At 65.4% G+C, this 20,665-nt stretch carries 18 protein-coding genes; 10 read left to right on the forward strand and 8 right to left on the reverse strand.

Annotation, left to right across the window (positions count from 1 at the left end; translation table 11 throughout):
* The first annotated feature begins 129 nt into the window (after positions 1-129).
* Positions 130-1,356, forward strand: a complete 1,227-nt coding sequence (locus tag VFW84_RS17005; RefSeq protein WP_329681662.1) for a DesA family fatty acid desaturase — start codon at positions 130-132, stop codon at positions 1,354-1,356.
* An 808-nt stretch (positions 1,357-2,164) separates the two neighbouring features.
* Here the strand turns inward: VFW84_RS17005 and rpmG are convergent.
* The 3 genes from rpmG to trxB all read right to left on the reverse strand — a co-directional run bounded on the left by rpmG (position 2,165) and on the right by trxB (position 3,810).
* Complete coding sequence (gene rpmG / locus VFW84_RS17010; protein WP_329681663.1) at positions 2,165-2,335, reverse strand: 50S ribosomal protein L33; 171 nt, start codon at positions 2,333-2,335, stop codon at positions 2,165-2,167.
* Positions 2,336-2,350: 15 nt separating this feature from the next.
* Positions 2,351-2,584: a 50S ribosomal protein L28 gene (gene rpmB, locus VFW84_RS17015; protein WP_329681664.1), complete on the reverse strand. Its 234-nt coding sequence runs from the start codon at positions 2,582-2,584 to the stop codon at positions 2,351-2,353.
* A 269-nt stretch (positions 2,585-2,853) separates the two neighbouring features.
* Entirely contained in the window at positions 2,854-3,810 is a 957-nt protein-coding gene (gene trxB, locus VFW84_RS17020; RefSeq protein WP_329681665.1) for a thioredoxin-disulfide reductase, read from the reverse strand.
* 302 nt (positions 3,811-4,112) lie between these two features.
* On the opposite strand from trxB, the gene VFW84_RS17025 reads away from it, so the two are divergent.
* From VFW84_RS17025 to lolA, 3 genes are all read left to right on the forward strand, one after another.
* A complete protein-coding gene (locus tag VFW84_RS17025) occupies positions 4,113-4,784 on the forward strand; it encodes a Crp/Fnr family transcriptional regulator (protein ID WP_329681666.1) in 672 nt (223 codons plus the stop codon).
* Between the two features lie 112 nt (positions 4,785-4,896).
* A complete protein-coding gene (locus tag VFW84_RS17030; RefSeq protein ID WP_329681667.1) occupies positions 4,897-7,362 on the forward strand; it encodes a DNA translocase FtsK in 2,466 nt (821 codons plus the stop codon).
* Entirely contained in the window at positions 7,359-8,063 is a 705-nt protein-coding gene (gene lolA / locus VFW84_RS17035; protein WP_329681668.1) for an outer membrane lipoprotein chaperone LolA, read from the forward strand. Before VFW84_RS17030 ends, lolA begins: the two co-directional genes overlap by 4 nt.
* Before the next feature lie 28 nt (positions 8,064-8,091).
* On the opposite strand, the gene VFW84_RS17040 is transcribed toward lolA, so the two are convergent.
* Positions 8,092-10,071: a DEAD/DEAH box helicase gene (locus tag VFW84_RS17040; protein WP_329681669.1), complete on the reverse strand. Its 1,980-nt coding sequence runs from the start codon at positions 10,069-10,071 to the stop codon at positions 8,092-8,094.
* A 385-nt stretch (positions 10,072-10,456) separates the two neighbouring features.
* Here VFW84_RS17040 and VFW84_RS17045 point away from each other — a divergent pair, with 385 nt between their 5' ends.
* Together VFW84_RS17045 and VFW84_RS17050 are read left to right on the forward strand one after the other, a co-directional pair.
* A complete protein-coding gene (locus VFW84_RS17045) occupies positions 10,457-11,812 on the forward strand; it encodes a replication-associated recombination protein A (protein WP_329681670.1) in 1,356 nt (451 codons plus the stop codon).
* A gap of 103 nt (positions 11,813-11,915) precedes the next feature.
* Entirely contained in the window at positions 11,916-12,479 is a 564-nt protein-coding gene (locus VFW84_RS17050) for a DUF3617 domain-containing protein (protein ID WP_329681671.1), read from the forward strand.
* A 37-nt stretch (positions 12,480-12,516) separates the two neighbouring features.
* Here the strand turns inward: VFW84_RS17050 and VFW84_RS17055 are convergent, their stop codons facing one another.
* Positions 12,517-12,726 carry an oxidoreductase-like domain-containing protein gene (locus tag VFW84_RS17055; RefSeq protein WP_329681672.1) on the reverse strand — a complete coding sequence of 70 codons (210 nt, stop codon included), beginning with the start codon at positions 12,724-12,726 and terminating at the stop codon, positions 12,517-12,519.
* Positions 12,727-12,810: 84 nt separating this feature from the next.
* Here VFW84_RS17055 and VFW84_RS17060 point away from each other — a divergent pair, with 84 nt between their 5' ends.
* From VFW84_RS17060 to VFW84_RS17070, 3 genes are read left to right on the forward strand one after another with little or no spacing between them, the layout of a single operon-like run.
* On the forward strand, positions 12,811-13,572 hold the full coding sequence (locus VFW84_RS17060; RefSeq protein ID WP_329681673.1) for a hypothetical protein: 762 nt from the start codon (positions 12,811-12,813) through the stop codon (positions 13,570-13,572).
* A gap of 8 nt (positions 13,573-13,580) precedes the next feature.
* The gene (locus tag VFW84_RS17065; protein WP_329681674.1) at positions 13,581-14,336 is read left to right on the forward strand and encodes a hypothetical protein; all 756 of its coding nucleotides are present in this window, start codon (positions 13,581-13,583) and stop codon (positions 14,334-14,336) included.
* Positions 14,337-14,351: 15 nt separating this feature from the next.
* Positions 14,352-16,610 (forward strand): hypothetical protein, encoded by a 2,259-nt coding sequence (locus tag VFW84_RS17070; protein WP_329681675.1) that lies wholly within the window; start codon positions 14,352-14,354, stop codon positions 16,608-16,610.
* Between the two features lies 1 nt (position 16,611).
* On the opposite strand, the gene VFW84_RS17075 is transcribed toward VFW84_RS17070, so the two are convergent.
* From VFW84_RS17075 to VFW84_RS17085, 3 genes are all read right to left on the reverse strand, one after another.
* Complete coding sequence (locus VFW84_RS17075) at positions 16,612-17,805, reverse strand: OmpA family protein (RefSeq protein ID WP_329681676.1); 1,194 nt, start codon at positions 17,803-17,805, stop codon at positions 16,612-16,614.
* Positions 17,806-17,822: 17 nt separating this feature from the next.
* Complete coding sequence (locus tag VFW84_RS17080) at positions 17,823-18,125, reverse strand: hypothetical protein (protein ID WP_329681677.1); 303 nt, start codon at positions 18,123-18,125, stop codon at positions 17,823-17,825.
* 114 nt (positions 18,126-18,239) lie between these two features.
* A complete protein-coding gene (locus VFW84_RS17085; protein ID WP_329681678.1) occupies positions 18,240-19,136 on the reverse strand; it encodes an NAD(P)-dependent oxidoreductase in 897 nt (298 codons plus the stop codon).
* A 165-nt stretch (positions 19,137-19,301) separates the two neighbouring features.
* On the opposite strand from VFW84_RS17085, the gene VFW84_RS17090 reads away from it, so the two are divergent.
* Entirely contained in the window at positions 19,302-20,297 is a 996-nt protein-coding gene (locus tag VFW84_RS17090; RefSeq protein ID WP_329681679.1) for a GGDEF domain-containing protein, read from the forward strand.
* Positions 20,298-20,665: the final 368 nt, after the last annotated feature.

A 20,665-nucleotide genomic window follows, 5' to 3' on the forward strand; every position in this document is an offset into this window, starting at 1 on the left:
CTGATACCCCTGTTGTCCTTGACGTGGACACTGGACAGCAGAGAATGTCCGCATTTCCTCTTGTCATAGAACAAGTTTTTGGCGACCGGGGCTCTCTTACAATGTCGCCTTCTCTGAGAGGTCATTTCCATGTTTGATTTTCTGACGTCCTCGCTCACCCTGGACGCTTTGTTGAGCTGGGGCGCCGATGGACTCCTGCAGCTGTCGTGGTGGCAGGTGGTGCTGGCCACCCTGGGCCTGACCCACATCACGATCGCCTCGGTCACCATCTTCCTGCACCGCTGCCAGGCGCACCGCGCCCTGGAGCTGCACCCGATTCCTTCGCATTTCTTCCGTTTCTGGCTGTGGCTGACCACGTCCATGGTCACCAAGGAGTGGGTGGCGGTGCACCGCAAGCACCACGCCAAGTGCGAAACCGCTGAAGACCCCCACAGCCCTGTCGCGCATGGCATCAAGACGGTGCTGCTGCAAGGCCGTGAGTTGTATGCCGCTGAAGCCAAGCGCCTGGACACCCAGGCCAAATATGGCCACAACACGCCCAATGACTGGCTGGAAAAGCACGTCTACACCGGCCGCTCCAACTGGGGCATCTTCCTGATGCTGGCCATCGATCTGGCCCTGTTCGGCGCCCTGGGCATCACCGTGTGGGCCGTGCAGATGGCCTGGATCCCCATCACCGCCGCCGGCATCATCAATGGCCTGGGGCACTACTGGGGTTACCGCAATTTCGAGGCGGCAGATGCCTCCACCAATGTGTCTCCCTGGGGGATCATCATTGGCGGTGAAGAGCTGCACAACAACCATCACACCTACCCGACCTCGGCCAAGCTGTCGGTCAAGCCCTATGAGTTCGATATTGGCTGGGGCTACATCCGCGCCATGGAAATGGTGGGTCTGGCCAAGGTGCGCAAGGTGCCGCCCCGTCTGATGCTGGGTTCTGTCAAGCCGGTGGCGGACGTGCAGACCCTGGAAGCCATCGCGGCCCACCGTTACGAGTTGATGGCCAATTACGCCCGTGAGGTGCGTCGTGCCTGCGGGACCGAACTGGCCCGCCTGAAGTCCGAGCGCCAGCAGGCGGCAGCCGACAAGCTGCAGCGTGTGCGCAACTGGCTGCACCGTGATGACGACAAGGTGCCTCAGAGCCTGCGTGGTGATGTGCAGAAGGCCCGTGCCGCCTCGCCCAAGCTGGACAAGCTGATCACCATGCGTGAGGAGTTGCGTCAGTTGTGGACGCGCACCAATGTGTCGGCAGATCAGTTGGCGGCAGATCTGCAGGGTTGGTGTCAGCGGGCCGAGGCCAGTGGCATCGCGGCGCTGCAGGAGTTCTCCAAGACGCTGCGTGCGGCGCATGCTTGATCTTCTTCTGGCTTGAGCGGGCGGTGATGTCTGCTTGAGCCGCCCTTGCTGGGCGCTGGGCCAGTCAGTGTGGTGCTGACTGGCTTTTTTGTGCCTGTCTGTTTGGTTGAGCGTTTTGTCGGGGCAGCGTGGGGCGCGGGCCGAGTGAGCCTCTGTCCAGGCTTCACGGGGGCGGTCCCGCTGCGCGGGACACACCTGTGCTGCTCGTGTCGTGGTGGCGTCGGCGAACTCACTGCGCGCCCTGCGGGCGCTCCGTTCAAACAACCCCGACGAGTCAGATGTTGAAGCGCGCTGCGCGCGCCCACCACGACACTGCGCTGCTCGGCGCCCCCGAGGCGCCCGGCCAGAGGCTCCCTTGGCCCTTGGATCGCCCCACTCGGTGGCGGGCGACGAGCCCGCTGCGCAATGCCATGTGCTCTGACACGTCAACCGGTGCATGCCTCATCCCTGGGCCTCTGCATGTCACCAGCAGGGCGATCAAGGGCGGAGGGGGCCTCTGAGCGGGCGCCTGAGTGGGTGCTGAGGAGCGGAGGCGGGAGGCAGGCGTGCGCAGCACGCATCAAGCTCAAACTCGTTGGCGTTGTTTGAGCGTAGAGCCCGAAGGGCGCGCAGCGAGTTCGCCAACGCTGCCTCTCGCCGAGCACCGCAAGGCAGTCCCGCGCAGCGGGACCACCCACTTGAAGCCTGCTCAGAGGCCCCCTCCGACCCAGCCCTGCGCTCTCTCGCCAAAGCGCTCAACAAAACGACAGCCAAGAAAAAACCCGCCGAAGCTTGCGCCCAGGCGGGTTCTTGACCGGATCCGGCTGAATTACTTCAGCTTGATTTCCTTGTAGGCCACGTGCTTGCGTGCCTTGGGGTCGTACTTCATGAATTCCAGCTTTTCAGGCGTGGTCTTCTTGTTCTTGCTGGTGGTGTAGAAGTGACCGGTACCCGCAGTGGATTCCAGCTTGATCTTTTCGCGTCCGCCTTTAGCAGCCATGATTCACCCTTTCAATCACAGTTCACCGCGGGCACGCAGATCCACGAGGACCTGGTCGATACCCACTTTGTCAATCAGTCGCAGAGCGGCGGCGCTGATGCGCAGACGCACCCAGCGGTTTTCGCTCTCGACCCAGAAACGACGGTACTGCAGGTTGGGCAGGAAACGACGCTTGGTTTTATTGTTGGCGTGGGACACATTGTTCCCCACCATCGGGCCCTTGCCCGTGACTTGACAGACGCGTGCCATGACGCTTCTCCGTTCGCTGAAATTGCGCTTATGTTGCGAAGCGGTGAACAGAGCAAGGACCTCGTCAGCTTGCGCCGACCCCGGTGCTTGGTGCCCACCCTTCCGGATTTCAAGACGCTGCCAGCACAAGGCCAGCACCGTCCATCCACCGGGACGAATTTGGGAAAACGCAGATTATAGCCAAGAATGAGCGTTTCGCCAAGTCGCCCCGATTGTTTTTCTCATCCCCGGGGGATGATGGGGGAGGCACGAGTCGACTCCCGTGCCCCTTACAGCGGGTTCTGCTCCAGGAAGCGTTGCGCATCCAGGGCGGCCATGCAGCCCGTGCCAGCGCTGGTGATGGCCTGGCGGTAGATGTGGTCCTGCACGTCGCCGGCGGCGAACACGCCCGGCACGCTGGTCATGGTGGCAAAGCCCTCGGAGCCGCTCTTTGTCACGATGTAGCCATCCTTCATCTCCAACTGGCCCTTGAAGATGTCCGTGTTGGGGGAGTGACCAATGGCGATGAAGCAGCCCTTGACTTCCAGCTCCTTGGTCGAGCCATCGTTGACGTTCTTGAGGCGCACGCCCGTCACGCCGCTCTGGTCGCCCAGCACCTCGTCAAGGGTGTTGAACAGGTGCAACTCCATCTTGCCGGCGGCCACCTTCTCTTGCACCTTGTCGATCATGATGGCTTCAGCGCGGAACTTGTCGCGGCGGTGGATCAGGTGCACCTTGCTGGCGATGTTGGACAGGTACAGCGCTTCTTCGACGGCGGTGTTGCCGCCGCCAACCACACAGACCACCTGATCGCGGTAGAAAAAGCCGTCACAGGTGGCGCAACCACTCACGCCACGGCCCATGAAGGCCTCTTCAGAGGGCAGGCCGAGGTACTTCGCCGAGGCGCCCGTGGCAATGATCAGGGTGTCGGTGGTGTAGCTGCCGGCGTCACCCTTGAGCGTGAAGGGGCGCTTGGACAGGTCCACCTCATTGATGTGGTCGAACACCATCGAGGTGTTGAAGCGTTCCGCATGCTGCAAAAAGCGCTGCATCAGATCCGGACCCTGCACGCCGTGGACGTCGGCGGGCCAGTTGTCTACCTCGGTGGTGGTCATCAACTGGCCGCCCTGGGCCATGCCGGTCACCAGGGTGGGCTGGAGGTTGGCGCGTGCGGCGTAGATCGCGGCGGTGTAGCCGGCGGGGCCGGAGCCCAGGATCAGAACCTGACTGTGTTGGGGGGTCGACATGAAGGGAGCCTTTCGAATTTTCTCTGTCAATCTGCCACATTCTCGTGGCCATGGACTGACGCGGGGCAATTGGCCGGTGTTGGCCCGGCATCTCCCGCGATTGGATCATCACACGGGCATCAAAAATGCCTAAAAATTCCGCCACCGGTGCCGAAAATTGTAGGGACTGGTGAAGAACGCCACATTCCCGGGGCCTCAAGGGGTCTCGCCGGAGAAGGTTATCCGCGAGGACGTGTGCACAGCCTGCCCGTTTGTCGTTGACGTTCATCGTGTGTATTGCAAGGCACCACTGAGGAGCTGCCATGGCCATGTTGTCCAACCTAGATCTGATTCGCCGCGTGCCCCTGTTCTCGATGCTGACGCAGGCGCAAGCCGAAGCGATCTCCGAGAGCGTGGTCAAGCGGCGCTTTCGCCGTGGCGAATTGATCGTCGAGCGTGGTCGCAAGACCAATTCCCTGTTCATCCTGTTGACCGGCCGTGCCCGCGTGGTGGCGGCCGACGAACGCGGCCGTGAGGTCATCCTGGCGGTGCTGGAGGCGGGCGACTACATCGGCGAGATGAGCCTGATCGACAACGAGCCCCATTCGGCCACTGTGCGTGCCGAGGTGCAGACCGATGTGCTGATGCTGGGCCGTGCCGAGTTTGCCCGCTGCCTGCCCGAGAACTCCAGCCTGTCCTACGCCATCCTGCGTGGCCTGGTGCAGCGCCTGCGCAATGCCGATCGCCAGATTGAGTCACTGGCCCTGCTGGACGTGTATGGCCGCGTGGCGCGTGCCCTGCTGGACATGGCCGACGAAGATCATGGCGAGCGCATCATCCGGGGCAAGGTCTCGCGTCAGGATCTGGCCAAGCATGTGGGCGCTTCGCGCGAGATGGTCAGCCGGGTCATGAAGGACCTGGAGGAGCGCGGCCTGATCCACACCCAGGAAACGGGCAGCGTGGTTCTGCGCGACCACCTGGTTGCCACCGCCTGATCGCATCATTTTCGAGGCTTGGCGCCCCTGGGGCGCCTGCTGCCACCATCGTGGGCCGCCCGCGTGGTGGCGTTTTGCATTTTTGGGGTGAATTTCGCTCCACAATGCGCGCATGAGTTATCCCCTGGGATCCTTGAACCACGACGCGTCCGGCAAACCGGATGACGCCCGCGCCGATCGGCGCCTTGATCCGGCGGCCAGCCTGCGCCTGACGGGTCGATTACACCGTTCGGCCTTCACGGCGCCAGCCGAGCCCGAGGAGCCACACGAGACCACGCTGCGCTTCCAGGCTGGCCTGCTGCTCGGCGGCGTGGCCCTGATCCTCCTGTTGTTGTCCATGCTGAGCCACGATCGCATGGATCCTGCCTTCACCACCTCGGGGTTGCACAGCGAGCCGGCCAACTGGGTGGGCCATGTGGGCGCCCTGGCGTCCGATGTGCTGATGTTCCTGCTGGGCCAGTCGGGCTGGTGGGTGCTGATCGTGGGGGCTCGGGTCTGGCTGGGTGCGCTGGCGCGCTGGTTGCGCCGGGATGCGGCCCCTGGCACCGTGGTGCATGCGCCGGTGCATTACCCGCGCTGGCGCTTCTGGACGGGCGTGGTCTTGCTGATCATCGCCAGTTGCGCCCTGGAATGGACCCGCCTGTACCGCCAGGAGGCCTTGCTGGCCGGTGAACATGCCGGTGGACTGGTGGGTCTGGCGCTGGGGCCGCTGGCCATGAAGTGGCTGGGTTTCAACGGCTCGGGGGTGGTGCTGATCGCGATGCTGGTCACGGGCATGTCCATGTCCCTGCAGTTCTCCTGGCTGGATGTGGCCGAGCGCATTGGCGCCCTGGGTGAGCGTCTGCGGGCCCGCCGCGAAGCTCAGCGAGAGGTCGAGCAGGACATCCGTCTGGGTGAAAAGGCCACCATCGAGCGTGAGCGCGTGGTCGAGGAAGAGCGCATCGAGCTGCCACCCGAACCCACCATTCCCCTTGTCATCGAGAGCCCGGTGATCGAGGTGCCCAAGTCCGACCGTGCAGTCAAGGAAAAGCAAAAGCCCCTGTTCATGGAGCTGTCGGACACCAAGTTACCGCAGATCGACCTGCTGGACACGGCGCAAGGGCGCATGGAGACGGCCTCCGCCGAGTTCCTGGAGATGACCTCTCGCATGATCGAGAAGAAGCTCAAGGACTTCGGCGTCGAGGTGCGCGTGGTGGCGGCCTCGCCAGGCCCGGTCATCACCCGCTACGAAATCGAGCCGGCCACGGGCGTCAAGGGCTCTCAGATCGTCAATCTGGCCAAGGACCTGGCGCGCTCGCTCTCGCTGGTGTCCATCCGGGTGGTGGAGACCATTCCCGGCAAGAACCTGATGGCGCTGGAGCTGCCCAATGCCCGCCGCCAGATGATCCGACTGGCCGAGATCCTGGGATCGCAGATCTACAACGACGCGCAGTCCATGCTGACCATCGGTCTGGGCAAGGACATCGTCGGCGCCCCCGTGGTGGTGGACCTGGCCAAGATGCCGCATTGCCTGGTGGCCGGCACCACCGGTTCGGGCAAGTCGGTGGGCATCAACGCCACCATCCTGAGCCTGCTCTACAAGGCCGAGGCGCGCGATGTGCGCCTGATCCTGATTGACCCCAAGATGCTGGAAATGAGCGTCTACGAGGGCATTCCGCACCTGCTCTGCCCGGTCGTGACCGACATGAAGCAGGCTGGCAATGCGCTCAACTGGGCGGTGGGCGAGATGGAGCGGCGCTACAAGCTCATGTCCAAGATGGGCGTGCGCAACCTGGCGGGCTACAACAAAAAGATCGACGAGGCCAAGGCCCGTGGCGAGTTGATCCCCAATCCCTTCAGCCTCACGCCCGAAGCCCCGGAGCCTCTGGAGCGCCTGCCATTTGTCGTCATCGTGATCGACGAGCTGGCCGACCTGATGATGGTGGTGGGCAAGAAGATCGAAGAGCTGATCGCCCGCCTGGCCCAGAAGGCCCGTGCGGCCGGCGTGCACCTGATTTTGGCCACACAGCGCCCCAGCGTGGACGTGATCACGGGGCTGATCAAGGCCAACATCCCCACGCGCATCTCCTTCCAGGTCAGCAGCAAGATCGACAGCCGCACCATCCTGGACCAGATGGGGGCCGAGGCCCTGCTGGGGCAGGGGGACATGCTCTATCTGGCGCCGGGTACCGGCCTGCCAGTGCGGGTGCACGGGGCCTTTGTCAGCGATGAGGAAGTGCATCGCGTGGTCGAGTACCTCAAGTCCCAGGGCGAGCCCAACTACATCGAGGGCATCCTCGAAGGCGGCACCCTGGGTGACGAGGGCAGCAACCTCGATGGCTCTCCTGCGGGGGGCGATGGCGAGCAGGATCCGATGTATGACCAGGCTGTGGCCATCGTGCTGCAGAACCGCAAGGCGTCGATCTCCTTGGTGCAGCGTCATCTGCGCATCGGCTACAACCGCGCGGCGCGTCTGCTCGACCAGATGGAAAAGGCGGGCCTGGTGTCCAACATGGCCACCAACGGCAACCGCGAACTGCTCGTGCCCAACCGGGGCGGTGAGGGTGGTGCCACGGCTGCGCCCTGGGATGCCTCATGAAAGTGCTTCGATTGACGAACGTGATGAACGCCCTGCGACCGGGTCTGGCCGCTGTGTCCCTGGCCTTGCTGGCGGGGGGCGTGCAGGCCGATGCCGTGTCCAGTTTGCGGGCCTTTGTGAAGGATGTGCAGCAGGCTCAGGCGCAGTTCACCCAGACGGTGACCTCGCCGGATGGCAAGAAGGTGCGCAAGTCCACGGGCAGCCTGGCGTTTCAGCGGCCGGATCGGTTCCGTTTCGATTACAAGGTGCCGATCGAGCAGCTCATCGTGGGCGATGGCCGACAGGTGTGGCTCTTTGACGCCGATCTCAACCAGGTGACGGTGCGGCCCATGACGCAGGCCATGGGGGCCACGCCGGCGGCCCTGCTCTCAGGGCAGTCGCTGGACAAGGATTTTGTGCTCAAAGCCGTGCCACCTGCGTCGGTCGCAGTGAAGCCTTCGGGTGCGGTGTCCGTCACCCCGACAGCCGTGCAGGCAGCAGGCGTTGAATGGGTCGAAGCCACGCCCCGTGTGAAGGACGGTCAGTTCCAGTCCGTGCGGGTGGGCTTTCGAGGGGGGGCGCTGGTCGCGTTGGAGGTGCTCGACAGTTTCGGGCAACGCTCGCGCATGGACTTCAGCGTGTTCGACACGAAGGTGGCGCTGCCACCCTCGACATTCATGTTCACACCGCCCGCGGGGGCCGATGTGTTGAAGCAGCCCTGAGGTGTGACTCAGGGCTGCTGATCAGGCCTCAGCCTTCGCGCTTGCCAAAGCCAGGGCGCTTGCCGCCAAAGCCGGGCTTGGGACCACCCGACTTGAAGCCACCCTTGTCGCCAAAGGCCGGCTTGCCGAAGGGCTTGCCGCCCTTGTCGCCGAACGAGGGCTTGCCACCGAAGGGCTTCTTGTCGCCAAAACGGGGCTCGCCACGATCACCGCCGAAAGCCGGGCGATCACCGAAGGGACGATCACCGAAAGCGGCCTTGTCGCCAAAACGGGGAGCCTTGGGGGCAAAGGGCTTGTCGCCGAAAGCAGGACGGCCACCACGGTCGCCAAAAGCAGGGCGGTCACCCTGGGGCTTGAAGCCATCGTCACGACGGGGCTTGAAGTCGCCACGGGGCGCGTCGGCGTTGAAGCTGCCACGCGGACCACGGTCGGCGAAGTCGCCACCACGGGGGGCGCCAAAGCCGCCACGGTCACCACCGCGGGGGGCACCGAAGCCGCCGCGATCACCGCCACGGTCGCCGCCGCCGAAACCACCACGGTCACCGCGATCGGCGCTGAAGCCACCGCGATCACCACCGAAGTTGCCACGCGGAGCGCCAAAGCCGCCACGGTCATCGCGGTTGCGATGGCCGGGCATGGGCTTGCCGCCGCCGCGCGCAGGACGCTCGCTGCCCATCTTCATCTTGGGCTCCAGACCGGCGATCACCGACTCGGGAATGCGTTGCGTGGTAAAGCGCTCGATGCGACGCACCATGGGCACATCACGACGCTCAGCCAGGGTCACGGCCAGGCCGCTGCGGCCAGCACGACCGGTGCGACCAATGCGGTGGACGTAGTCTTCAGGCTTCATGGGCATGCCGTAGTTGATCACGTGGGTGATCGTGGGCACGTCGATGCCGCGGGCTGCCACATCGGTGGCCACCAGCACGCGCAACTGACCCATGCGCAGACCTTGCAGCACGCGGTTGCGGCGGCCCTGGGGCATGCCACCGTGCAGGGCGGCCACGGCGTGACCCATGTCAGCCAGGCGGTCGGCCAGGATGTCGGCGTCGCGCTGAGTGCTGGTGAACACCACGGCCTGATCGACTTCCTTGGTGGTCAGGATGTGATCCAGCAGGTCGTTCTTGTGGGCCAGGGTGTCGGCCAGGTGCAGGCGCTGCTCGATGTTGTCGTGGCTGTCGGTGTGCGAGGCCACTTCGATCGTCACGGCGTTGCGCGTCAGGCGCTCGGCCAGCTTGCCGACGTGGCCGGCGAAGGTGGCGCTGAACATCAGGGTCTGACGGTTTTCAGGCGTCTGGCTGGCGATGGTCTCGATGTCTTCGATGAAGCCCATGTCCAGCATGCGGTCGGCTTCGTCGAGCACCAGCACTTCCAGATTGCTCAGGATGGCGGCGCCGGAGTTCAGGTGATCCAGCAGGCGACCCGGGGTGGCGATGAGCACATCCAGCGGGCCCTTGAGGGCCTTGAGCTGGTAGCCGTAGGGCACGCCGCCCACGATGGTGGCCACGCGTAGACCCTGCAGGTGGTGACCGTAGGTCGATGCAGCCTTGGACACCTGCATGGCCAGCTCGCGGGTGGGGGCCAGCACCAGGATGCGGGGGCCGTGGACCTTGCCCTTTTCGCGGCGCTTGCTGTCGTCGCCGCGAGCAGCCACGATGCGCTCCAGGCAAGGCAGCATGAAGGCGGCGGTCTTGCCACTGCCCGTGCTGGAGGCCACGCGCAGGTCGGAGCCGTTCAGGGCGGCGGGGATGGCGCGCACCTGCACATCGGTGGGGCTGGTGTAACCCGAGTCCGTCAGGGCCTTGACCAGCAGGGGGTTGAGGCCCAGGTCGGTGAAGCGCGGGCCGGTGGGCTCGGCGCTGATTTCGTCGCCGTCAAAGTCGACGTCGCCGTTCTCAGCCGACAGGCGGCGAGCCAGGGCGTCGATCTGCGAGGCACTGTGCTCGTCGATGCGAGACGTGTCGGCAGTGGGCTGCTCGTCGTGGGAAATGGGGTCTTCGTGGTTCATAACTTCTTTCAAGCCAAAGCACGGCGCTGCGCCCTTCGCCACAGGCGAGGGAAGGCGCGAACGCCAGAGCCCCGGATCTGGCTCGTTGCCAGACCTGGACTCAGGTAAGGTCGCTGGTGATCGTGTCCGTACTTCGTGGCAGGCGCACGCGGCGCCGTGTGCTCACGGTGAGTCGGTTGAATAGCGACGGCATCGCCGCCAACCGGAACTCAAGACACGCTACTTGGTTGGCACCCGACGGTGCAACCCGGCTTGAAAAAGGTCAGAGGGATGAACTTTTTTCTCCAAGCATGCAATTTCATGCAGTGCTCGGCGAAGATTTGCATTATGTCAGCTTCTCAGGGTTTTGTCCAATCCCCTGCCTGAGTGCTGCGACAATCACCCCATGCAAGAAAGCTTGTTGCCCATGGATGACGAGGTGCCGCACCCCTCGGGCGCTGGCGTCACGCCCCCGAAAGACGGCCGCACGGCGGCCTTTGCGCCGCTGGCCGAGCGTCTGCGTCCGCGCACGATCGACGAGGTCGTGGGGCAGGACCACCTGCTGGGGCCGGGGCAGCCCTTGCGCGCCACCTTTGCCTCCGGGCAGCCCCATTCCATGATCCTGTGGGGCCCGCCGGGGGTGGGCAAGACCACGCTGGCACGCTTGATGGCGCAGGCCGTGGATGCCGAGTTCCTCACCATGTCCGCCGTGCTGGGGGGTGTCAAGGACATCCGCGAAGCGGTCGAGCGTGCGCAGGCCGCACAGGCGCGCGGTCGGCGCAGCATCGTGTTCGTGGATGAGGTCCACCGCTTCAACAAGGCGCAGCAGGATGCCTTTCTGCCCCATGTCGAGTCGGGCTTGTTCACCTTCATCGGCGCGACCACCGAGAACCCGTCCTTCGAGGTCAATGCCGCCTTGCTGTCGCGGGCGACGGTCCATGTGCTGCGCCCCATGGACGAGTCCGCCATGCGGGCCTTGCTGGTCCGCGCCCGAGAGACCATGCAGGGGCCGGCACTGAGTGATGCGGCGACCGACCGCCTGATCGCCTATGCCGATGGGGATGCGCGCCGTGTACTCAACACCTACGAGACTTTGTGCAGCCTGCTGGGCAAGGTGGCGGAGATCGACGAAGCTGCGCTGGAGCGCTCGCTGGGTGAGCAGTTGCGCCGCTATGACAAGGGCGGGGACCAGTTCTACGACACCATCTCGGCCCTGCACAAGTCGGTGCGTGGCTCGGATCCCGATGCGGCCCTGTACTGGTTCGTGCGCATGGTCGATGGCGGCGTGGATCCACGCTACATCGTGCGCCGCCTGATCCGCATGGCCAGCGAGGACATCGGCCTGGCCGATCCGCGCGCCCTGCGCATGGCGCTGGATGCGGCCGAAACCTACGAGCGCCTGGGCTCGCCCGAGGGGGAGCTCACCCTGGCCCAGACCGTGATCTACCTGGCCATGGCCCCCAAGAGCAATGCGGCCTACATGGCCTACAAGGCGGCACGGGCCTGGGTCAGCAAGGACCAGAGCCGTCCGGTGCCCATGCACCTGCGCAATGCACCCACCAAGCTCATGAAGCAGTTGGGCCATGGCGAGGGGTATCGGTATGCCCATGACGAACCGGGCGGCGTGGCGGCTGGCGAGCAGTACTTCCCCGACGGCATGACACCCCAGGCCTTCTACCAGCCTGTGTCACGAGGGCTGGAGATCAAGATCGCCGATCGATTGGCCCAGTTGCGGGGGGCAAAGCCCCCTTCGGGTGACTGAACGGCCCCAGCGCCATCCCCTGTCGGAGGGTGGTCTTCGGATCGTTCTGGTGACACACTAGCGCCTTCAATCGCGCAGGAGGAACCACATCATGAAACATTGCATGCCCTTGGCTGTCGGAGCCTGTGCCCTGTGGATCGGTGGGCTCGCCTGTGCCGGCGAGGCCTCCCTGAATGGCCGCGCGGGCCTGTGGGTCGAGGCCAGTCTGGTCACCATGAATGGGGTGAAGTTGCCGGGCGTTCTGGATGTCCAGGGCGGCCTGGCGCCCGCCGACGTCCAGCAGATCCGTGGCGCCATGAAGACCCTGGGCCTGCCCGAGGGATGGGATCCCAAGCTGGTCTGCCTGACGCCGGATGCCTTTGATGTCGCTGTGGCCACGCAGAAGGCCGCCGGTGTGTGCCCGTCGCCGGAACTCGTCATTCATGGCAACTCGGTCAAATACCAGGCACGTTGCGAGACCGGCGCGGACCAGCGCCTGGTCGTGAGCGGCGATGTCAGCGTTCAGAACGAGGTCGAGATGACCCAGAGTTCCCGTCAGGAAGTGCTGGTGCGTGGCCTCAAGACGGTGACGGAGGCCCGGTCGGTCAGCCGCTGGCTGGGCGCCGACTGCAGCCAGGCACCCAAGGGCATCGAGCCCCAGTGGTTGCAGACGCTCAGCGACCATTGACTCGTCAGAGAGCGCTTTCGCCGCGGTGCAAGCGGGCTCAGTCGTCCAGCATCAGCAGGGCCTCGTCCCGCCAGTACACCACGGCTTCGTAATAGCCCTCCCAGACGCAGCCGTTGCAACCGCGGCCGCAGCAGGACGTGGGCTCGGGCGGAGGCGTGCGCAGGCTCACACCCTGGCGGGCGGCGCGCTCTTGCAGGGCGGCAAACAGTGCCAGGGCGGAGGCCCGGTCGGTCAAGGGGTGGTCCATGGCGGTTGATCCTGCGCAACACATCGGCAGGCGGTGAAACGCGAGGCATCATAGCGTCAGACGCCACTGCGTTAGAGTCTGTTCATGTCATCCCATTCCTCGCCCCCTCATGCCGTCACCTGGGGTGCCCTCATCCTGACGGTGCTGCTTCTGTCGATCGGCATGCTGGCGCTGACGGTCGGGATCGGGTGGTGGGGCTGGCAAAACCTGGCCACCAAGGTGGTGCTGCGCGAGCAGACCGCCGACATCGTCATGCCCAAGGAGCTGGCGGTGCGCGCCAAGGTCAGCAATGAGGTCCAGGTGCGACTGGATCAGGTCATGGACGTGAAGGTGCCGATCCATGAAACGCTGACCATCCCGATGGACACGGCCATCCCGCTGAAGGTCAGCATCGACACGGTGGTACCCATCCATCTGGATGTGCCTGTCGAGCATGTGCTCCATGTCGATCAGACCCTGGATCTGGACACCAAGGTCAAGACCCGCATCCTGGGCATCCCCGTCACCGTGCCCATCCAGGGCAAGGTGCCCTTGAAGGCCGATGTGCCCATCAGCCTGATCATTCCGGTGCGCAAGGATCTGCCGGTCACCCTGACTACGCCCGCCACGGTGCGCTTGTCCGAGCCCCTGCGGGCGCAGGTGGATGCCATCATCACCGCCAAGGTCCCCATTCGCGAGACCTTGAGCATGCCGGTGACGGCGCCGGTCGATGCCACCCTGACTTTCCCGCAGCAGCATGTCACGGCGGGACTGCACATGATGGACGTCACCTTGCCATTTCGTGCCATCACCTTCGGGCTCAATCCACCGGCGGTGGAGGGGCCCCGGCCCGGGGCGTCACGCTGATGGCGGTGGTGTCCACGCCGCTGGTGAGGGGAGGCTGGTGGCGCCGCCCGGTAGGGCTTCGCGCCCTGGTGGTGGTCAGCGTGATCACCTTGCTGGCGTGGCTGCTGTTCATCGTGGGGGCCACGTGGTGGGTGCGGGCCAACGTCCAGGCTCGCGTGCAGTTGCGAGATCAGTCGCTGTTGATGCGGCTGCCGCAGGGCATGGAAACCAATGTCGATGTGCGCTCCAGGGTGATGACCCGGCTCCAGGCCGATCCCATGCTGGCGGTGCCTGTCCACCAGACCATGAGGGTGCGCCTGCCCGATACGCTGGAGGCGCGGACAGTGGTGCGGACGGTGGTGCCGGTGCAGACACAGTTCCAGTACAAGACCGAGATCCCGGTGGACACGCTGGTGAGCATGGACGTGCCGGTGGTGTCCTGGTTGCCCGCCATGGCCATTCAGTTGCCCATCCGTGTCACGGTGCCCGTGGACATCACGGTGCCCATCAGCGTGCAATTGCCCCTGGCGCTGGACCTGCGTGCCAAGGGCCATGTGACGGAGCCCTTGAAGGTGCCCATGCACACGACCATGCGCATGCGGGTGCCCTTGAGAGCGGACATCGAGGCCGAGGTGCTCAGCCGAACGCATTCTCGTCTGCTGGGGCCAATGGAGCCCTTCCCCATTCAGATTGATCAGGCGTTGCTGACGCTGCCTCTGGGCAATTTGAGCTGGATCAGGCAGGCGCGTGACCCGGCGGTTGGGGCGAGTCGGCCTGGGCCCTGACAAGCAGGGGACGATGTGTCAGATATCTCATCCCTCATTACACAGTCCTATGCGCAAGTCTGGCGCGAGCGTCTGACGTGCGTGCGTCTGGCGGGCCCGGCCGTGCTGGGGTTGAGCCTTCTCAGTGCCCTGGTCTTCAGGATGGGCATCGGGCATGAGTGGCTGCTGACCCTGGTGGCCACGCAGTTTGCGGTGGCCTGGCATCGGCATCAACTGCTGCGCGACGAGCCGGTGTCCCTGCGCAGCACGTATCAGTGGGGGCGGCCGTTCGGGCGTTATCTGCTGTGGGTGATGGGGCTCGGTCTGATGACGGCGCCGGTGCTGATCGGATCACAGGTCTTCAGCTTCTATGCCTCAGCCGCCCTGGTGGGGGCGCACAGCCCATGGTTCACCGCGGTGAGCTGGCTGCTGTCCTGGCCTTTGCTGGTGCCGGCGCTGCTGGTGTTGGCCCGTTTGTCGCCCGCGCTGCCAGCCACCGCCATCGATCGCCCCTTGAGCTACCGGCAGGCGTGGCAACTGACACGTGGACTGGGCTGGCAGGTGGGGGTGTTGATCCTGTTCGTGACAGGGCCGGCCTCGCTGTTCAGCATGGCCTGCATGATGCTGGCCTCGGGTGTGGATGGCGCGCTGATGGGGCTGCTGATCCTGCTGGGTTGCAGCCTGTCCTTCCTGTCGGTGGCTTTGTTGAGCACGGCGCTGTCCTTGCTGTACAGGCAACTGATGGCGGAGGGCGGGCAGGAGGGACAGCGACAGGCGCCCGAAGCAGCGCTGGCGGGCCCGCCTGAGACCTCCCCGGCAGGCCTCGGGCTGGGGCGGTGGCTCCTGAATGGGGTGGTGTCTGGTCTGGTGCTCGGCGGACTGGCCTTTGTCGTCGGGTTCTTCATCTACCCCTTTTTCAGGCCGTCGAATCTGGCCCCCCTGACGGGCTTCATCCTGGCGCCCTTTGGTTTCCTGATCGGGATGCTGGCGGGGCTGGCCTGGCATGCCCGTACGCTGAGGCTGCCCAGGCCACTGGGGTGGGGCATCGCGGCGTCGCTTGTGATCCTGACGGCGGTGCTGACGATGAGTTCCTGGTTCATCCCGGGGCTCATGGTGCGCAGCATGCTGCTGGATCTGGAGGTGCTGCCAGCGGTGCTGAAAAAACCGCTGGCCCCGGCTGGCACCCTGGCCGTCTGGGCCATCGACATCCCCCCTGGCGAGCAGGCAGCCTACCGAGAGCGTCTGCGCGCCTATCTGGGAGGGCCGCTGCTGGGCCTGCGCGGGCATCACGAGCTCAGCTTTCATGCGTCGACCACGGTGGGCCAGGCGCTGCGCGAGGCACGTGCGCAGCACCGTCTGCCGGACGTCCTGGTCAGCCGTCAGGTGGCGTCGATCGATGCCATGTTCCGCGAGCCCAGGGTGGGAGCTGCCTGGCAGCGCGTGATCGGCCGGGGGCCCTTGACGCGCATCGGGCCGCTGGTGTTCATCCATCGCCAAGGACCCCATCCCGCCCTGGCACGCGCGTTGGCCCTGCAGGATCTGGCGTGCACGCATCGTGCCCTGAGCGAGCAGACATCGCCGGCCATGCGTCAGGCTCTGGCCGGGCGCTCGGTGGCCCTGGCGAGCGCCATCGTTCAGGGGCGGCCGGTCACCGCAGGAGGCCTTGCGCGCATGAGCCTGGGGCCGTCGTCGATGGCGATGCAGGCGCCCGTGCACATCGTGTCATCGCATTTCTGTGGCGCCTGGGGATCGTCCACCCTGGCTTTGGCTGACGTGGTGCTCCAGGTCGATGCGGCGGACAGCGTCGGACAGCGCCGCCTGTCGCTGGCGCTGAGGCAGGAGGGCGAGGCATGGGCGCTGCTGTCCGTGAGCGAGCTGGACGAGACGCGCGACGCTGTGGCGGCCCAGGCCGTCCGCCTGGAGCAGGCCCTGATGAGCCGCCATGGCCACCGGACGCTGACCGAGCTGGCTCAGCCGGCAGAGCCGCATGAGTGGGTGCCATCCAGCCAGGTGAAGCAGCGCCGTGGCTACCTGATCTGGTCACCCAGCCCGGCGCCCGGGGTGGTGGCCGAGGTCGCGGAGATCGCCTGTCGCGAGCGTGACCTGCGTGGGGCGATCCACGACGATGTGCAGTGGTCGATCCATGTGCGTGACCCGGCCCAGGACAACCGCTACTACCTGCCAGCCAGCCGGCTCTGCACACGCGGCTGGCCGTGGAAGTGGCGTCTGTGGACGGTCACGGCGGGTGAGGTGGCGGTCTCCGAAGAGCAGCTCATCCCCACGGCGGACGACTAGCTCAGAGCTTGGCGCAGTCCCGGATGCGGAACTCGACGCGTCGGTCAATGGCATCCTGTGCATCGTCCGATCCCGTCCCGATGATGTTTTCGGTCCAGCCTCGGCCCACGGCGCGTGAGCGCTGGTGGATGCCGGCGAAGTCCTTCTGCATGATGTCCTGCACGGCGGCGGCGCGACGCGTGGACAGTTGCTCGTTGTAGGTTTCGCTGCCGGTGCGGCTGCTGTGGCCCACGATCAGCATGCAGGCATTGTTCTTGACAAAGAGCCGGGCGATCTGGCGCAGCCAGATGCCGTATTGCACGCGCAGGTCCGGGTCATTGATGAATTCGGTCGAGGCGACACTGAAGAAGAGCTTGGTGCTGATGTTGTTGTTCTGGTAGCCGATGTTGACCAACTGACCGAAGGCCACTTCGGCTTCTCCCATGCGGTTGAGCTTGCGGTGGACCTGGTAGAGGCCGGCATAGGTCTTCATCAACTGGCCATCCGTGCGCAGCGAGGCGGCCTTGTACATGCTCAGGGCCTGCTCGTATTGACGGGCCTCGTAGGCCTCGTCCGCCTTGGTCAGCAGGGCAGCCGTGGGAATGGAGTTGAAATAGGTGGGCTCGGCCTGGCTGCCGGGGGCCATCTGCGCGGTCTCCACTTGCCCGGCCACGCGCTTGTCCTTGAGGTACATCGGGCTGTCCTGATAGGCCGCGATCGGGGTCACGTCGATCTTGGGGTCGGCGATCCAGGCTTCGGAGCTGGCCACGACCTTGCCGGTTTTGAGCTCCACCACCGACAGGGCCAGCTTGTAGAGCTTCTTGCGGTCACCCGGGGTCAGGGCGTCGTACAGGATGGCGCCGCTGACCAGGTATTTGGCCGAGTCATAGTTCTCGGGAGAGAGCTTGACGAAGATGTACTTGTCGGACGCCTTGCGGGCTTCTTCGCGCAGGGCGTCTTCCACGGCCTCGCCGGCCTTGTTCACCTCGGCGGTGTTGGCGTCGATCACGGGGTCGAGCATGAACACGGTCTTGCCCAGGGGGGTGCCCAGCAGTTCCTGTTGCTTGACCTGGTCGAAGACCTGTTTGACGGCGGTGTGGACGGCCGTGTTGAAGCTCTGTGGCGCGGCCACGGTCTTCTGGGGCTGGGTGACGCAGCCTGTCAGCAGCGAGGCGCAGACCAACATCGTCAAACCGGTGCGGGTGAGGGCTTTCATGATCGTTCCAGAGAAGGTCAGGGGTGTGAGCGAGTGGTCGCCGGCAGCCTGCAGCGCTCACGGAAGTAGCGCATGTCGGCCTCGGTGAGGGGTTCCACGCCCAGCGAGAGTTGGGTGGTCAGGTCCGCACATTGTGCGCCGGATCGAGGCGTGGCCAGCTCGGGCTCCCGTGGTTTGGGAGGGGGGGTGGGCCTGACCCGAACGGCGGCCTTGACAGACTTGGGCGGTGCAGCGGCGGGGGCGGAGGCCTTGGCCGCAGGCTTGAAGGCCGCATGCGTGGGGGCGACCATGCCCAGACCGAGCATGACGGCCCAGGTCATCAGGACGCCGTGCGTCGATCGGAGCGGAGAGGGGCATGGCGCCGGGGGGCGCGAAGGGGCTTGCGGGCGGCCTGTGTCCATGGGTGCAAGTATGCCTGTTGCCCATGAGCGGCATCAGGCCTCGGTGGCGTTCTGACGTCGTTGCAGTTCTCGAAACAGGCCGGACTGGTCCAGTTCAGCAAAGCCATGGTCGGCGGCCTGGGCGTAGAGCTCGGTGAGGTGGGCGGTGATGGGGGCGTCAAAGCCCAGACCGGCCGCCGTGTGCATCGCATTGCGCAGGTCCTTGAGCTGGATGGCCAGCGATCCGCGCTTGGCAAAGTCCTGCTCGACCATGCGCAGGCCGTGGACTTCCAGGATGCGACTGTCGGCAAAGCCGCCGCGCAAGGCTTCACGCACCTTGGCCATGTCGGCACCGCCTTGCTGGGCCAGCAGCAGGGCTTCGGCCACCGCGCCAATGGTGATGCCCACGATCATCTGGTTGGCCAGCTTGGTGAGCTGGCCACTGCCGGCGGGGCCCACATGCACCGGGCGGCCCAGCACGTTCAACACGGGCAGGGCGCGCTCGAAGGCGCTGGTCTCGCCGCCGGCCATGATGGCCAGTGTCCCGGCCTCGGCACCCAGGGTGCCACCAGACACAGGTGCGTCCAGGGTCTGTACACCCAGGGACGTGAGGCAACGGGCATGCTCGCGGGCCTGCTCGGGCAGGATGGAGCTCATGTCCACCACCAGGGTGCCTGGCCGCAGGCGGCTGGCGGCCGATGCGGGCACGTCGCCAAACTCGCCAAACAGTACGTCGTGCACCACGCCACCGTGTTCCAGCATGGTGATCACGATGTCGGCGCGAGCCACGGCGTCGGCAGGGGTGGTCGCGACGCGGGCCCCGGCATCGGCCAGGGCCTCGGCCTTGGCTTGGGTGCGGTTCCAGACGGTCAGGGGGTAGCCTGCGGCCAACAATCGACGCGACATGGGGGTGCCCATGAGGCCGCAACCGAGTAAAGTGATCTCAAGCATGGTAAGGATTCGTTAAACGTGTCTCACAAAAGACGAGCAAAACCAGGAAATGTGCGTCAGATCCCTTGTTTGAAGGACAGTCGGGGGGGCGAATTTGCGCGAACATAGCGGATATTGGGGCTCGACGACAGCCTCGCGGCAGTGACAACGATAGCAATGAACAGCATGGCCGACTCTTTAGCGACGCTCGCTCCCACCCCGGGCGGACTCGATGATGCCCTGGTCCGCAGTCTGGATCGCATGGGGGTAGGGGTCTTGATCAAGGACGTCGCCACCTCGCGCTACCAGTACGTCAGCGAGGCCGCACGCGCCTTGTGGCCGGGTGCGTGCGATCTGCAAGGCGCCTTGGATGCCGACATCTTCGATGCCGTGCAGGCCGTGGCCTTGCGCGCCGCCGATCAGCAGGCCCTGGCCGTGCCGGGTGGCTTTGCGGCGGAGCATCGCATCGAGCGTCAGGGCGAGCGCCGCGACTACACCGTTTGGCGTCAGGCCTTGCGCAGCGCCGAGGGTACCCCCACCTGCCTGCTCAGTTGCTGGCAGGACGTGACCGACCAGCGCAAGCGTGAGGCACAGTTGCAGGCCGCCCTGGAGCAGTTGGAGCAGCAACAGCGAGCCAATGAAGAGTTGCGCCGCGAGATGCAGGACAACCAGGTTCGAGACAATGTGTCGGGCCTGTACCACCGCGCTCACTTCGAAGAGCAGTTGCGTCGCGAGGCGGATCTTTCCAGCCGCGAGCAGCGTGAGTTCGCCATCGTGGCCGTGGTAGTCGATGGCATGGACGAGATCCGCCAGACCTATGGCGCCGACAGTTGCGAGCGTGTGGTCGAGGCCCTGGGGCGTTTGCTGCGGGCCAATACACGCGCGATGGACTCCCCATGCCGCCTGGGGGGCGACCGTTTCGTGGTGCTGTTGTCGGGTGTGGGGCTGGCCACGGCACATGCCCGCATGGAGCAGTTGCGCAAGCAGTGCGCCCAGCACATCGTGGCCTACAACGGCCAGCAGATTCCCTTCACCGTGAGCATGGGGGTGGCCAGCTTCCCGCACACGGCGGGCTCCGTCGAGGAGTTGATGCGCAGCGCCGACCGGGCCATGGCCCAATCGCGTGAGCGTGGCGGCAACCACCTGACGCTGGCGAGCATCCAGTTCGTGCCGACGGCCTGAGTGGGCTGTTCCCCCCCCGCGCGGCAGCACGCTTTGTCGATGCAGCGCGGGGCGCGGGCTGAGCCGGCTTTCGGGCGGGCGCCTTGTGGGTGCCGAGGAGCGCAGCCATGGGCTTGGCGTGCGCAGCACGCTTCGTCATCTGACTTGCCGTGGTTGTTTGAGCGCAGCGGCGTCAGCCGCGCAGCGAGTTCCACGGCACAAGCCCATGGCGAGCACCGGAGGGGCGTCCCGTCGAAGACGGGACCACCCACATTGAAGCCCGCCCGAAAGCCGGCTCAGCCCGCGCCCCGCGCTGCATCGACAAAGCGTGCTGCCGCGCGGGGGGGGAACAGCCCACTCAGGCCGTCGGCACGAACTGGATGCTCGCC

Origin of the sequence: Aquabacterium sp., assembly GCF_036279655.1 — a bacterium.
Taxonomy (GTDB): Bacteria; Pseudomonadota; Gammaproteobacteria; order Burkholderiales; family Burkholderiaceae_C; genus Aquabacterium.

Excerpts from the sequence above, each read along its gene's own strand:
- VFW84_RS17005 (WP_329681662.1), top strand. The coding sequence starts at position 130 with ATGTTTGATTTTCTGACGTCCTCGCTCACCCTGGACGCTTTGTTGAGC.
- rpmG (WP_329681663.1), bottom strand. The coding sequence starts at position 2,335 with ATGGCTGCTAAAGGCGGACGCGAAAAGATCAAGCTGGAATCCACTGCG.
- rpmB (WP_329681664.1), bottom strand. The coding sequence starts at position 2,584 with ATGGCACGCGTCTGTCAAGTCACGGGCAAGGGCCCGATGGTGGGGAAC.
- trxB (WP_329681665.1), bottom strand. The coding sequence starts at position 3,810 with ATGTCGACCCCCCAACACAGTCAGGTTCTGATCCTGGGCTCCGGCCCC.
- VFW84_RS17025 (WP_329681666.1), top strand. The coding sequence starts at position 4,113 with ATGGCCATGTTGTCCAACCTAGATCTGATTCGCCGCGTGCCCCTGTTC.
- VFW84_RS17030 (WP_329681667.1), top strand. The coding sequence starts at position 4,897 with ATGAGTTATCCCCTGGGATCCTTGAACCACGACGCGTCCGGCAAACCG.
- lolA (WP_329681668.1), top strand. The coding sequence starts at position 7,359 with ATGAAAGTGCTTCGATTGACGAACGTGATGAACGCCCTGCGACCGGGT.
- VFW84_RS17040 (WP_329681669.1), bottom strand. The coding sequence starts at position 10,071 with ATGAACCACGAAGACCCCATTTCCCACGACGAGCAGCCCACTGCCGAC.
- VFW84_RS17045 (WP_329681670.1), top strand. The coding sequence starts at position 10,457 with ATGCAAGAAAGCTTGTTGCCCATGGATGACGAGGTGCCGCACCCCTCG.
- VFW84_RS17050 (WP_329681671.1), top strand. The coding sequence starts at position 11,916 with ATGCCCTTGGCTGTCGGAGCCTGTGCCCTGTGGATCGGTGGGCTCGCC.
- VFW84_RS17055 (WP_329681672.1), bottom strand. The coding sequence starts at position 12,726 with ATGGACCACCCCTTGACCGACCGGGCCTCCGCCCTGGCACTGTTTGCC.
- VFW84_RS17060 (WP_329681673.1), top strand. The coding sequence starts at position 12,811 with ATGTCATCCCATTCCTCGCCCCCTCATGCCGTCACCTGGGGTGCCCTC.
- VFW84_RS17075 (WP_329681676.1), bottom strand. The coding sequence starts at position 17,805 with ATGAAAGCCCTCACCCGCACCGGTTTGACGATGTTGGTCTGCGCCTCG.
- VFW84_RS17080 (WP_329681677.1), bottom strand. The coding sequence starts at position 18,125 with ATGACCTGGGCCGTCATGCTCGGTCTGGGCATGGTCGCCCCCACGCAT.
- VFW84_RS17085 (WP_329681678.1), bottom strand. The coding sequence starts at position 19,136 with ATGCTTGAGATCACTTTACTCGGTTGCGGCCTCATGGGCACCCCCATG.
- VFW84_RS17090 (WP_329681679.1), top strand. The coding sequence starts at position 19,302 with ATGGCCGACTCTTTAGCGACGCTCGCTCCCACCCCGGGCGGACTCGAT.